Annotated in this window: 12 protein-coding genes; 4 read left to right on the top strand and 8 right to left on the bottom strand. The window is 60.8% G+C overall.

From position 1 onward, the window contains the following. Positions 1–168: 168 nt before the first annotated feature. Positions 169–1,047 (bottom strand): LysR substrate-binding domain-containing protein, encoded by an 879-nt coding sequence (locus tag SBC1_RS29490; protein ID WP_165103250.1) that lies wholly within the window; start codon positions 1,045–1,047, stop codon positions 169–171. Between the two features lie 135 nt (positions 1,048–1,182). Between SBC1_RS29490 and argH the strand changes: the two genes are divergently transcribed. From argH to SBC1_RS29470, 4 genes are all read left to right on the top strand, one after another. Beyond that, positions 1,183–2,616, top strand: coding sequence for an argininosuccinate lyase (gene argH, locus SBC1_RS29485; RefSeq protein WP_165103246.1), 1,434 nt, complete (start codon positions 1,183–1,185; stop codon positions 2,614–2,616). Beyond that, on the top strand, positions 2,610–3,494 hold the full coding sequence (locus tag SBC1_RS29480; RefSeq protein ID WP_165103243.1) for an amino acid ABC transporter permease: 885 nt from the start codon (positions 2,610–2,612) through the stop codon (positions 3,492–3,494). Before argH ends, SBC1_RS29480 begins: the two co-directional genes overlap by 7 nt. Before the next feature lie 28 nt (positions 3,495–3,522). Continuing rightward, positions 3,523–4,287, top strand: coding sequence for an amino acid ABC transporter ATP-binding protein (locus tag SBC1_RS29475; protein ID WP_165103240.1), 765 nt, complete (start codon positions 3,523–3,525; stop codon positions 4,285–4,287). Between the two features lie 77 nt (positions 4,288–4,364). Further along, positions 4,365–5,201 (top strand): ABC transporter substrate-binding protein, encoded by an 837-nt coding sequence (locus tag SBC1_RS29470; protein WP_165103236.1) that lies wholly within the window; start codon positions 4,365–4,367, stop codon positions 5,199–5,201. A 93-nt stretch (positions 5,202–5,294) separates the two neighbouring features. Here the strand turns inward: SBC1_RS29470 and SBC1_RS29465 are convergent, their stop codons facing one another. Genes SBC1_RS29465 through SBC1_RS29435 form a run of 7 tightly spaced genes read right to left on the bottom strand, consistent with a single transcriptional unit; the run spans position 5,295 to position 12,189 of the window. Then, positions 5,295–6,347 (bottom strand): ABC transporter substrate-binding protein, encoded by a 1,053-nt coding sequence (locus SBC1_RS29465; RefSeq protein WP_165103233.1) that lies wholly within the window; start codon positions 6,345–6,347, stop codon positions 5,295–5,297. A 59-nt stretch (positions 6,348–6,406) separates the two neighbouring features. Beyond that, entirely contained in the window at positions 6,407–7,525 is a 1,119-nt protein-coding gene (locus SBC1_RS29460; protein ID WP_165103229.1) for an FAD-binding oxidoreductase, read from the bottom strand. Beyond that, a complete protein-coding gene (locus SBC1_RS29455; RefSeq protein WP_165104881.1) occupies positions 7,518–8,954 on the bottom strand; it encodes an NAD(P)/FAD-dependent oxidoreductase in 1,437 nt (478 codons plus the stop codon). The genes SBC1_RS29460 and SBC1_RS29455 overlap by 8 nt, the downstream gene beginning before the upstream one ends. A gap of 23 nt (positions 8,955–8,977) precedes the next feature. Next, positions 8,978–9,331 (bottom strand): (2Fe-2S)-binding protein, encoded by a 354-nt coding sequence (locus SBC1_RS29450; protein ID WP_165103226.1) that lies wholly within the window; start codon positions 9,329–9,331, stop codon positions 8,978–8,980. 60 nt (positions 9,332–9,391) lie between these two features. Further along, positions 9,392–10,186, bottom strand: a complete 795-nt coding sequence (locus SBC1_RS29445; protein WP_165103222.1) for an ABC transporter permease — start codon at positions 10,184–10,186, stop codon at positions 9,392–9,394. 19 nt (positions 10,187–10,205) lie between these two features. After that, positions 10,206–11,120: an ABC transporter permease gene (locus SBC1_RS29440; protein WP_165103219.1), complete on the bottom strand. Its 915-nt coding sequence runs from the start codon at positions 11,118–11,120 to the stop codon at positions 10,206–10,208. Next, positions 11,113–12,189, bottom strand: a complete 1,077-nt coding sequence (locus tag SBC1_RS29435) for an ABC transporter ATP-binding protein (protein WP_165103216.1) — start codon at positions 12,187–12,189, stop codon at positions 11,113–11,115. The genes SBC1_RS29440 and SBC1_RS29435 overlap by 8 nt, the downstream gene beginning before the upstream one ends. Positions 12,190–12,443: the final 254 nt, after the last annotated feature.

The following is a 12,443-nucleotide window of genomic DNA, read 5'->3' as shown; positions in this document are numbered from 1 at the left end:
AGGCAACTCACGCCCCGATCTTAACGGGCAGGTGCCAACGCCTAGATGGCGCCAAAATGGCAGAAATGTCAGGAAACGGATCTTTCAGCTGATTTTCCAGCGGCAAACGTTTTCGCGTAATCGGACTCCCTTTCATACTCGATACAACCTCGATACACGCGGGAGACTTCACGATAGTTTCGCGTCCACCCACGACACAAAAGCGGCCACCAGCGGCGACTCCGTCAGCTCGTGCCGGCGCACCCAGTAGTACGCGTGCTTGGCCGGCACCGTGATACGAAACGGCCGAACAAGCGTGCCATCGGCAAGATCGTCCCGGGCGGAAAAGCTATCGCCCAATGCTACTCCCTGCCCCCGCACTGCAGCCTCGATACCCACATGCGCAACGCCAATTTCAAGAATACGCAAACCTTCGAGTTTGTCAGCCGAAGCCTCTGCCAACCATCGCATCCACGATTCGGCGTGCTCGCAGAACAAGGTCCGGTTCGCCAGGTCCTGCACGGTGCGAATCGCGCGAGGCCCGTTCATCAATGCCGGGCTCACCACCGGGAACAGGACCGGATGCGTGATGAGCTTGACATCGCGATCACGCCAGCGGCCCTCGCCGTATCGGACGCAGAGGTCGACATCGGAGGAGTAGATTTCCTTGTCGGTGTTGGACGGGATCAGTTTTAAGTTGACTGCGGGGAACTGCTCGAGGAAGTCCCCTATATGCCGCGCCAGCCATCGCGAGGTGAACAACAGCGGGGCAGACACCACCAGATCCCCCGCAATGACGGGCGATTCCAATCTGACCACTGCTGTTGCGATCATGTCGAACGCATTCTTGACCGGTTGCAGCAGCGCCTCGCCGGCGGGTGTCAGTTTCACCCGCGCCTTGGAGCGGATGAACAACGCCACGCCCAGGGTGCTCTCCAGCACGCGCACCTGATGGCTGACCGCGCTTGCCGTGACGTTGAGCTCCTCGGCCGCGCTCGCAACCGTCCCATGGCGCGCCGTTGCTTCGAACGCACGAAGGGGATTGAGCGGGGGCAACCGATGGCGCATACGTAAACCCGGAGCAAATGAAGAAACGGAAGATACTGAGAAAAATTTGATTTAAGGTTAATTTAATTCTCTCTACAAGCAAAAAATTTGATTGCTTAAGCTAAGCGTCACTCCGAAACACTTCCAGGCAAACGCATGAACACGACTGACGCAACCGAACGCCTCTGGGGCGGCCGCTTCAAATCAGGGCCCTCGCTGGCGCTGGAAAACTTGTCCCGTTCGGACCCCAGCTTCTTCCGTCTTGCGCCTTACGATCTCGCCGGTTCGCGCGCCCATGCAAACGAACTGAAGCGAGCCGGCATCCTCACCGCCGACGAGCTTGCGCAACTGCTCGATGCAATGCAGCAAATAGAGACCGAGTTCGTTGCGGGCGAGCTCGCCCCTATCCTTGCCGACGAAGATGTCCATACCTTCCTCGAGCGTGAACTGACGCAGCGGCTCAAGGCGATCGGCGGGAAGTTGCGCGCGGGCCGCTCACGCAACGATCAAGCGGCAAACGACCTGCGTTTATATCTGCGCGACAAGGCTCGCAAGCTGGCATTGGCCGTGATCGAATTGCAGCACGCGCTGGTTGAACAGGCCGAGGCGCACGTGCAAACCGTGACCGCCGGCTTCACGCATTTGCAGCCGGCACAGCCGATCGTGTTCGCACATCAGTTGCTGGCGCATGCGCAGTCGATTTATCGCGATGTCGATCGGCTGGTGGACTGGGATCGCCGCAGCGCGCGTTCGCCACTGGGTGCAGCGGCGCTGGCGGGATCGGCAATCTGCTTGCGGGCCGATCTGTCCGCGCTAGAACTCGGCTACGACGGCCCGTGCGAGAACTCCATCGACGCCGTCGCTTCGCGCGACCACGTTGCCGAGTTCACGTTCATCACGAGCATGCTCGCGGTCAACCTGTCGCGGCTCTCGGAAGAAGTGATCCTGTGGACCTCGCGGCAGTTTCGCTGGGTCGAACTCGACGACGCGTATGCGACCGGCAGCTCGATCATGCCGCAGAAGAAAAACTCGGATATCGCCGAGCTGACACGTGGCAAGGCAGGCCGATTGATCGGCAACCTGAGCGGCTTGCTCGCCACGCTCAAGTCGCTGCCGCTCGCTTATAACCGCGATCTCGCGGAAGACAAGATCGCGGCATTCGACAGTATCGATACACTCGAACTTGTGCTGCCCGCCATGGCCGGTATGATCCGCACCATGCACGTGAACGTGGATGAAATGCGCCGCCAGGCGCCGCTCGGGTTTACGCTCGCCACCGAAGTCGCGGACTGGCTCGCGCTGCGCGGCGTGCCGTTCAGCGAAGCGCACGAGATCACTGGCGCGCTGGTGCGGGCCTGCGAACAGCAGGGCATTGAACTGGGCGACGTGTCGGTGGCAACGCTCGCAGCGGTGGATGCGAGACTTGAACCCGGCGTCCTCGATCATGTCACGCTGGACGCTGCCGTCGCGGCGCGCAGCGGTTACGGCGGCACGGCGCCGGCACGCGTGGCCGAACAGATCGCGCGCCTGCGCAGCGCTATTGAAGAACAGGTCGCGTGGGCGGCTTACTACAAGGGACCTTCATGCTGAGCGCATCGAATGACCGTGCAGGGGCATCCGGCAACGCCGACAGCTTCACTGATATCTCGCACTTCGAGCACGTACCGCGACGCTATTACGGGCGTTATCTCGCCTCGGTCGTGATCCTTGCGATCATTGCGTATGTTGTCGTGGCATTCGCACGCGGGCAGATCGACTGGGTTGTCGTCGGGCGTTTCCTGACGGCCAAGTCAATTCTCACCGGCCTCGTTAATACCATCGTCATGACGATCCTCGCGATGGCGCTGGGCATCGTGCTTGGGGTGATCGTCGCGATCATGCGGCTCTCGACCAACCCGGTCATGCAAGCAGTCGCGCACGGCTATGTATGGCTGTTTCGCGGCACGCCGGTGATCCTGCAATTGTTGTTGTGGTTCAACCTCGCGCTGGTGTTTCCGGTCATGGGCATTCCCGGCCTGTTCGAATTTCGCACGGTCGACATCATGACGCCATTTCTCGCCGCCCTGCTCGGACTGGGAATTAATCAGGGTGCCTACACATCGGAAGTCGTGCGCGCGGGGTTGCTCTCGGTGGACACTGGCCAGTACGAAGCCGCGAAGTCCATCGGCATGCCGAGACTCCAGGCGCTGCGCCGAGTGATCCTGCCGCAAGCCATGCGCGTGATCGTGCCGCCTATTGGCAACGAACTGATCGGCATGGTGAAGCTGACCTCGCTGGCAAGCGTGATCCAGTACGCGGAGATGCTGCACAGCGCCGAGAACATCTACTATGCGAATGCTCGTGTGATCGAATTGCTGATGGTAGCGGGCGCCTGGTATCTGGTCATTGTCACGGTTCTTTCCCTGCTGCAGTCGCGGGTCGAACTGCGCTTCGCGCGCGGCGCGGGCCGCCCATCAGCGAAGCGGTAACTTCACTCAACCGCGAACCCAGGCAACCATGAACCCACTAGTCAAAGCGGTCGACCTGCGCAAGTCCTATGGCGAGTTCCAGGCCCTGCACGGCATCAACCTCGACGTCGCGAAAGGCGAAGTGCTGTGCATCATCGGACCATCTGGCTCGGGCAAAAGCACCTTCCTGCGCTGTATCAACCAGCTCGAAACCATTACCGGCGGCGCGCTATGGGTCAATGACGAACTGGTCGGATACCGGCGTGTCGAGAACAAGCTTTATCCGCTGTCTGAAAAGCAGATGGCGCGGCAACGTCTTGCAACCGGCATGGTGTTCCAGCGCTTCAATCTTTTCCCGCACATGACGGCGCTGGAAAATGTGATCGAAGGGCCGGTTCAAGTATTGAAGAAAAAAAAGTCCGAGGCAGTTGAAGAGGCGCGCGCGTTGCTGACTCGGGTCGGGCTCGGTCACAAGTGCGATGCGTTTCCGGTCGAGTTGTCGGGTGGCCAGCAACAACGGGTTGCCATTGCACGGGCGCTTGCCATGCATCCTCAACTCATGCTCTTCGACGAACCCACCTCCGCCCTCGACCCCGAGCTGGTAGGCGAAGTACTGAGCGTGATGCGCGACCTGGCCAAGAGCGGCATGACAATGATCGTTGTCACGCACGAACTCGGTTTCGCGCGCGAAGTGGCGAACCGCGTGGTCTTCATGGACCAGGGCAAAGTGGTCGAAAGCGGCTCGCCCGAACAGGTGCTGTCGCGACCGCAACAACAGCGGACTCAAGAGTTCATTTCGGCCGTCCTTTCCTAGAGTGACGGGCGCGCGTGGCAACGGCTTGCAAACCCGCTTTTAAACCTTCCGTCAACCTCATGTCCAGGCGACTTTTTATGATCGATTCCTTATTCCGGCGCACCCTTGTCAGCCTCGCGTTTGGCGCAGTTTCGCTTGCCGCATCGTTGGCTCATGCCCAGACGCCCGTGGCGGGCAACGGCACGCTCACCGCCGCTATCGTGCCGAACTATCCGCCGTTCGAATACAAGGACCCGGCAACCGATGAACTGACCGGCTTCGACGTCGATCTCGGCGTGGCGCTGGCCGCAAAGATGGGTGTGAAACTGAAGTGGGAAGAGACCAACTTCGACCAGATGATGAGCGCGCTGACCACGCACCGCGTGGATGTGATCCTGTCGGGTATGACGGACTTGCCGACGCGCCGCGAGGCAGTCAACTTTCTTGACTACATCAAGTCCGGGCCGCAGTTTTATACGCTGAAGGCGCGCAGTGGCGAGTTCAAATCGATCGAAACAGTGTGTGGAAAGCATGTAGGCGCGAGCCGCCGTACGTCGTGGCCCGACGACATCAAGACGTGGAGCGACGAGCACTGCGTCAAGGCAGGGAAGCCGGCTGTTATTGTGGTGGGTACTGATGGTTCAGCCGATGCCCGCTTGCAGTTGCGTCAGGGGCGCATCGACGCTGCTGTGCAAGGCGGTGAGACGCTTCCTTATCAGAACACGCTTGAGAAAGACGCGTACGCGCCGATCGGCCAACCGTTTTTGTCGCAATACACGGCTATTGGCATGGCGAAAAACAGCCCGGCTTTAAACGATGCGCTGAGCCAGGCATTCGGCAAGCTGATCGCCGACGGCACCTACGCAAAGATCCTGAAGAAATGGGGCTTGCAGGAGCATGCGGTGTCGAAGGTCATCATCAATTCGCAGGAGTAAGAGAGGACCGTCAGACGCTGATTGACGCGTAAACGTAAAACGGGCGTTGTCAGGGCTCCCCTGACAACGCCCGTTTTTTAATCCCGCTTCAGATTACCGTTCGACCTGACGATTCCAGCGCGCGTCCCATTGCGGACGATTTGCGTTGATCACATCCCAATCAACCACGTTGACCTTCTTCACGAGGTCATCGAGGTTGCCCAGTTGCTTCTGCATCGAGTCGGGCATGGTCGCCTGGCGGTTGGTCGGGATCTGGCGGCCGGCGCTCGCTGCCTTGCTTTGTGCAGATGCCGAGATCATGAACGCCGCGAGCTTTTGCGCGAGGACCGGATCGGGGTTGTTCGCGACCACACATTCATCGACGAGCAGCAGCACCGGACCTTCCTTGGGGTTCACGTAGGCGACGGGAATTCCCTTTGCCTGCAGGTCACCCACTGCAGTCGGCGTGAGCGGGAACAGGCCGGCTTGACCGGTCTGGACCATCTCTGAGATCTTCGCCGAGTTCGGGATGTACTCGATCACGTTCCGGCCCACGGTGCTTTGCCATTTCGTGAAGCCAGGTTCGACGTTCTTCTCTGAGCCACCCTCAAGCCGGTTGATCATCAGGAAGCCATGCAGGCCGAACGTGCTGCTCGAGGCCGACTGGAACACCACTTTGTCCTTGTATTTCGGATCAGCGAAATCGAGCCACGACGTTGGCGGCGCCCAGCCATTTGCCGCAAAGAGTTTCGTGTTGTACGCAATGCCGGTCATGCCGAGCTGCACGCCCGCTCCGATGTCGCCCTTCATGCGAGCGAACGGATAGAGCTGCTTGAGTTCGGGGCTGTCGTCGAGTTTTTGGCAGACGCCCATGCTGACTGCGCGTGCCATCACGCCATCGTCGAGGAACACTACGTGGATTTGTGGTTTGGCTTTGTTCGCGAGGAGCTTGGCGAGAATGTCTGATGATGTGCCGGGCACCACAACCACTTTTACGTTGTTGGCCTTTTCGAATTCGGGCAGGACCTCGCTCGTGTAGGCCTTTTCCATCGGGCCGCCGTTCATGCCAATGTATATGGTTTTGTCTTCGGCTTGCGCGGACGTGGAGAGGGCTGCTGCGCACAAGGCAGCTATGCCCACACTGGCTACTGTATGAAACGCTTTCATTTACTGATCTCCTTTAGAGGTGGTCCTGCCAGATTTTGTTCGCACTTTTTTGGGGTCGTTCAGGCAAATCTCTCGATAGAAAATGCATCGATAAGCGTGCTCGTCGCGCCCTCTACAACCAGGTCGGAAAGCACCTCCCCAACCCCCGGCGCAAGCAAGAAACCCCCACCCGAAAATCCAAACGCATGCAGCAGTCGCGGCGTGGTCCGGCTAAAGCCGATCACTGGGTTATCGTCAGGTGTACTGCCTTCCACACCTGTCCAGGTCCGCAATAACAACGCCTCTTTCAACGCGGGTAAAAGCGCGCACGCCGCCCTCATTACCGTCTGCGTAGTCTCCGTGAGCGGCTGCGCATACTCACCATCGCCCAACCCACGACCACCACCAATCACTACATTACCGCGCGCCACCTGACGGGCATAAATACCACCGCCATAGACCCCAAGATTGTGATCGATGAAATACGGCAGCGGCTCAGTCACCCACATGTTCGGATAGATCGGCTCCATTGGAATGGTCTCGCCAAAATACCCGGCCACCGTGTTGCCCCACGCGCCAGCCGCATTGATCAGCCAGTCGCTCTGAACCTCGATCGCAGCGCCCGAATCATGCCGCGCCTCCACAACAAACCGTTCCCCCGCACGCACGATGTTCGTCACCGCGGTCTGCTCGCGAACATCAGCACCAGCGGCACGCGCCGCGCGCGCAAACGCGGGCGACACCACGCGCGGATTTGCGTGACCGTCACCAGGACACAACGAGCCACCCACCGCAGCCGCCCCCAGCCACGGGTAACGACGCCTGAACGTAGGTCCGCTCATCAACTGCAAATCAAGGCCGAACGGGTTGGCAAGCTGCGCATACGCTTCAAGCGCCGCCAGATCGGCAACGCTGCGAGCCAGCCGCAAATGCCCCGAAACAACGAACTCTCCATCCGTGCCCACGAGTTCCGGCAGCCGGTCCCAGATCGATCGTGCACGCACTGCCAGCGGTAATTGCTCGGCCGGCCGCCCCTGACGGCGCACGCCGCCGTAGTTCACGCCGCTCGCCTGCGCGCCGCAATAACGGCGCTCGAAAAGCCCGACCTTCAGACCGCGCTTTGCAAGCATCAAGGCCGTCGATGACCCTACCAAACCGCCGCCCACCACCAGCACGTCAAAGCGCAAAGTCTCAGTCATCGCGTGCGTGCTCCGGCATGGCCGACAGATGATCCGCTTGCGAGCCTTCGTCCATCATCGATATCGATAAAGGCACGGGTTTGATCGGCGCCTGTCCACGCAAACGCCCGACCTCAGCGATGGGTTTGCCCGTCTCCACGCTCAGCAATTCCGCCGCTGCGGCGCCGCACATGCGCCCCTGGCAACGACCCATGCCCACGCGTGTGAGCGCCTTCAGCCTATTGACCTCACTCGCTTCGCCCGCACGAATGCAGCGGCGCAGCGTGCCGGCATCGATCTCCTCGCAACGGCACACCGTCATATCGTCCGGCCAGTGCGACGCGCAATCGAGGGGCGGCGCAAACGCCTGCTCCAGCCCAACACGAAATGCGGCGATGTTCGCCAGTCGCCGGTCCAGCTTCGCTGCCTGAGCCTGAACGTTAGCGTTCCAGGCGCGATGCCCGAGGTCTTCCAGCATCGCCAGCGCCGCGCGACGGCCAGCCAGTTCCGCCGCATCCGCACCCGCGATACCCGCGCCATCGCCGGCAAGATAAACGCCCGGCACCGAACTGCGACCGGCCGGATCGCGCTCCGGCAACCACGCGCGATTAAGCTCATCGAAGCGGAAGCGGCAACCTGCCAGGTCCGCAAGCTGCGTTTCGGAACGCAGGCCATAACCAAACCCGACCGCATCGCAGGGGATGGTCAGCTCTTGCTCGCCATTGCCATCGCGATAGGTCATGGCCTGCACGGCTTTATCGCCCGCCGCGCGCACAAGCGTCACGCCACGCTCGATACGAACGCCACGCGCCGCCAGCCAACCAACGTAATAGAGACCCTTCGCAAAGGTCGACGGCTGCCGCAACAAACGCGGCGTCGCGGCGAACTGGCGCGCGAACGGATTGGTATCGAGCACCGCCTCCACCTGCGCGCCCGCCTTGGCGTATTGATACGCCACGAGGTAAAGCAACGGCCCCGTTCCCGCGAACACCACGCGACGCCCAATCGCGCAGCCCTGCGATTTCAGCGCAATCTGCGCCGCGCCGAGGGTATAGACACCCGGCAGCGTCCAGCCCGGAAACGGCAGCACGCGGTCGGTCGCGCCGGTCGCTATCAGCAAATGCGAATAAGGCACTGCGCGCTGACGTCCAGCATGCAGCGTGTCGAGCCGCGCGGCGCCGCATCCCCACACCAGCGTGTCTGGCCGATAGTCGATCTTCGAAAGCAACCCAGCCATGGTCGTATGCACCGCGTCGGCCTTGCCTGCTTCCATGCCATACAACGTGCGTTTGCTGCGGGCGAAACCCGCATCCGCTGGCGGCTGCCTATATATCTGCCCACCGGCACGCGGCGCTTCATCGATCACGACCGGCACAATGCCCGCCGCCACCAGCGTCTCAGCCGCCCTCACACCGGCCGGTCCCGCCCCGACAATAACGACCCGACGCATGCTGTTTTTATCAATCGTCGTACTCACGTTCCGCTCGCTCCCGCAGGCCGGGTCAGCACGCGCATGCCTTCCTTCACGAAGGTCGAGCACGCCCTGATCCTTGTGCCCTCTTCCAGTTGCACCCAGCAGTCCTGACACGCGCCCATGAGACAGAATCCCGCACGCGGTTCACCGCTGAACTCGGTGTCACGCACCCGCCGTGTGTGCAGCAGGATGGCGCTTAATACCGTATCGCCTGTCATGGCCGTGATAGCGGCACCGTCCAGCGTCAGCGTCACCTGCTTGCGATGCGCTTCCGCAAGACGCACGAATTGCGGTGCGGCATCGGCCGCGGTATGCGACTGGCCGGTCGATGTTGCGCTGGGAAGGTTCGTCATTGAATAGATAAAAGTCGTAGGCGCCGGGCGAATCAATGCTTATCGATCAATGTGACCCGATCAATGTGACCCGATCAGGATCCGGTTCAGTCCATACACGCGGTCGAGCACGATCATCGCCCCGGCCGTAATGAAGATCACGAGCGCGGATACGGACGCCATCATCGGGTCAATCGATTCCGTCGCGTACATGTACATGCGCACCGGCAACGTAATGGTTTTTGGCGAGGTCACGAAGATCGACATGGTTAGTTCATCGAAGCTGTTGATGAAAGCAAGCAGCCAGCCGCCCGTGATGCCAGGCAGGATCATCGGCAGCACGATGCGTCGAAACGACGTCCATCGATCCGCTCCCAACGACTGCGCCGCATGCTCGATACTGCGATCCATGCCGCTCACCGAGGCGAGCACCAGCCGCATCACAAACGGCGTGATGATGATCATGTGCGCCGCGACGAGCCACGTGAACGTGCCAGTTGCGCCGATCATCGCGAAGAACCGAAGGAACGCAATGCCAAGCACGAGGCTTGGAATCACCAGCGGTGAGAGGAACAAACCATTGAGGAATTCGCGCCCCGGAAAACGTTCACGTCCGATAGCAAGCGCCGCCGGCAACGCCAATGCGAGCGACAGCGTGGCCGACGCAAACGCCAGCTTGATACTGTTGAAAAATGCCGAGATGAAATCCGGGTAGTCGAGAATCGCGCGGAACCAGCGCAACGAAAAGCCGTGCGTGGGCAGCGTCAAGGTCTGGTCCGGCGTGAACGCAACCAGCACGATGATCACGAGCGGCGCCAGCACGAACAAGATCACGAGCGTGTGAAAACTCAGGGCAACGAGGCCGTTCTTTCGCATGGCAGCGGTCTCCTTAACCTTAACCGAGGCTTCTGGAGTAACGACGCTCCAGAACCCGGTAATACGTGATCATGATCACGAGGTTCGCGATCAGCAACAGGATCGCGATCGTCGCGCCGAGCGGCCAGTTGAGCGACCCGAGAAATTCATCGTAGACAGCGGTGGCCGCTACTTTCAGGCGACGGCCGCCGAGCAGGCCGGGAATGGCAAACGCGCTCGCCGACAAGCCGAACACCATCAAGCTGCCCGACAGGATGCCGGGCGCGATCTGCGGTAACACGATGCGCCGCAACGTGGTTGTCGGTGACGCCATCAGCGAAAGCGCTGCGTTTTCAACCTGCGGATCGAGCTTCTGCAGAGAGGTCCAGACGGGAATCACCATGAACGGCAGCATGACGTGAACGAGCGCAATCACGATCGCGAAGGTGGTGTACTCCAGCTTGTACGGACCCAGCCCGAAGAGGCCGAAGAACTGGTTCACGATACCGCCCGTGTTGAGCAACATGCTCCAGCCGAACGCACGGACCACGACTGACACCAGCAACGGTGCGAGGATCACGAGCAGGAACATCGAGCGCCACGGATCGCGCATGCGGTACAGCACATACGCTTCAGGCGCACCGATCGCAACGCACAGCAGGGTCGTCAGGATCGCGATGCCGAAGGTCCGCGCAAAAATGGCCTGATAGTAGCTGTCCGTCAGCACTTCAACATAGTTGCCGAACTGGAACGCGGCGATCGGACCACTGGCCGGATCGAAGCGATAAAACGTCAGCACAACGGTCATTGCGAGCGGCGTCAGCACGAGGACCGCGAACAGGATGAACGCAGGCAAGCTCATCAGCCAGGGCGGCACGAACGCGTGCCACGGCGCGCGGTCTTTCCTCACCGCGGCGCTATTTTTTGATTCCGTCGAGTCAATGGTACTAGCCATGGCTCGCTTCCTGAAGCACGCGTACGGCATCGCGATGCCAGTCGATGCCAACGATCGCGCCTTCGGCCACAGGTTCGGTGCCCTCGTTCTGGCTGCAGACCAGCACTTCGCCCACGGCGGTATCCAATCGATACAGCCATTGGCTGCCGAGGAAAAATCGGCTGGTAACAGTCGCCGCCAAGCGCCCCGTTCCCACCGCGCACAAGTGCAGTTTTTCCGGACGGATGCATAACGTCACCGTATCGCCTTCGCGCCACACCGTGCCTGCCTCAATGCAGGCAATACCGGTCAGTTCATGCCCCAGATCCACATGCACTTCGTTGTGACGCGCTTCGGTCACCTTGCCCGCCAGCATGTTCGCCTTGCCGATGAACTGCGAGACAAAGCGATTCTCCGGCCGCTCATAGGCGCGATACGGCGAGTCAACCTGCGTCACACGTCCTGCTTCCATCACGACCACGCGGTCGCTGATGGACAGCGCCTCCGACTGATCGTGCGTGACCATTACCGTAGTCGTGCCGACCTTGCGCTGAATCCCGCGCAATTCGAACTGCATCTCTTCGCGCAGCTTGGCGTCGAGGTTGGACATGGGTTCGTCGAGCAGCAGCACCGGCGGCTGGATCACCAGCGCACGCGCAATAGCGACCCGTTGCCGCTGACCGCCTGAGAGTTCACGTGGATACCGCGCCGCCAGCTTATCGAGCCGCACAAGCGCCAGCGTCTCGCGAATCCGCTCCGCACATTCGGCCTTGCCGACACTGCGCATTTCGAGCCCGAAGCCAACGTTCTGCGCGACCGTCATATGCGGAAACAGCGCGTAGCTCTGGAACACCACGCCCAGGCCGCGCTTGTTCGGCCGGACATGCGTGATGTCCTTGCCGTCGAGCGAGATTCGCCCGCGCGTTACATCGATAAAACCCGCGATCATTTGCAGCGTCGTGGTCTTGCCGCAGCCCGAAGGACCCAGCAGGGAAACGAATTCGCCTTTTTCAACCGAGAGACTCACGTCGCTCACGGCGTGCAGGTCGCCGTAGGCTTTTGTCAGTTTGTCCAGCACGAGAAACGACACGGTGGCCTCCAGGGTCTAGCGAAAAACAGTTGAACGGACGCGGGGTATTTACGCAAAGCGACGCAAAAACAGCACGTAGACAGGCGGAACGCGCTTCTTATGCGAAGCGCGTCAAAGGACAGATGCAAGACAGGTTCGAGCGCAGCAACCGGGGATGACCGCGGAGGCCTGACGTCCCCTTGGGCGCGCCGCGGTTCGCGTGCGCCCAAGCGGATGAAAGGAGTTGGCGTCGGGGTGGGACGCCAGGTTTAGTC

The organism is Caballeronia sp. SBC1, from assembly GCF_011493005.1.
Taxonomy (GTDB): Bacteria; Pseudomonadota; Gammaproteobacteria; order Burkholderiales; family Burkholderiaceae; genus Caballeronia.
The sequence above is the reverse complement of the archived record's forward strand: the minus strand, read 5'-3'. Positions and strand labels throughout refer to the sequence as shown.

Bases quoted from the DNA above. Each gene is read 5' to 3' on its own strand.
- SBC1_RS29490 (WP_165103250.1), bottom strand. From the start codon at position 1,047: ATGCGCCATCGGTTGCCCCCGCTCAATCCCCTTCGTGCGTTCGAAGCA.
- argH (WP_165103246.1), top strand. From the start codon at position 1,183: ATGAACACGACTGACGCAACCGAACGCCTCTGGGGCGGCCGCTTCAAA.
- SBC1_RS29480 (WP_165103243.1), top strand. From the start codon at position 2,610: ATGCTGAGCGCATCGAATGACCGTGCAGGGGCATCCGGCAACGCCGAC.
- SBC1_RS29475 (WP_165103240.1), top strand. From the start codon at position 3,523: ATGAACCCACTAGTCAAAGCGGTCGACCTGCGCAAGTCCTATGGCGAG.
- SBC1_RS29470 (WP_165103236.1), top strand. From the start codon at position 4,365: ATGATCGATTCCTTATTCCGGCGCACCCTTGTCAGCCTCGCGTTTGGC.
- SBC1_RS29465 (WP_165103233.1), bottom strand. From the start codon at position 6,347: ATGAAAGCGTTTCATACAGTAGCCAGTGTGGGCATAGCTGCCTTGTGC.
- SBC1_RS29460 (WP_165103229.1), bottom strand. From the start codon at position 7,525: ATGACTGAGACTTTGCGCTTTGACGTGCTGGTGGTGGGCGGCGGTTTG.
- SBC1_RS29455 (WP_165104881.1), bottom strand. From the start codon at position 8,954: ATGCGTCGGGTCGTTATTGTCGGGGCGGGACCGGCCGGTGTGAGGGCG.
- SBC1_RS29450 (WP_165103226.1), bottom strand. From the start codon at position 9,331: ATGACGAACCTTCCCAGCGCAACATCGACCGGCCAGTCGCATACCGCG.
- SBC1_RS29445 (WP_165103222.1), bottom strand. From the start codon at position 10,186: ATGCGAAAGAACGGCCTCGTTGCCCTGAGTTTTCACACGCTCGTGATC.
- SBC1_RS29440 (WP_165103219.1), bottom strand. From the start codon at position 11,120: ATGGCTAGTACCATTGACTCGACGGAATCAAAAAATAGCGCCGCGGTG.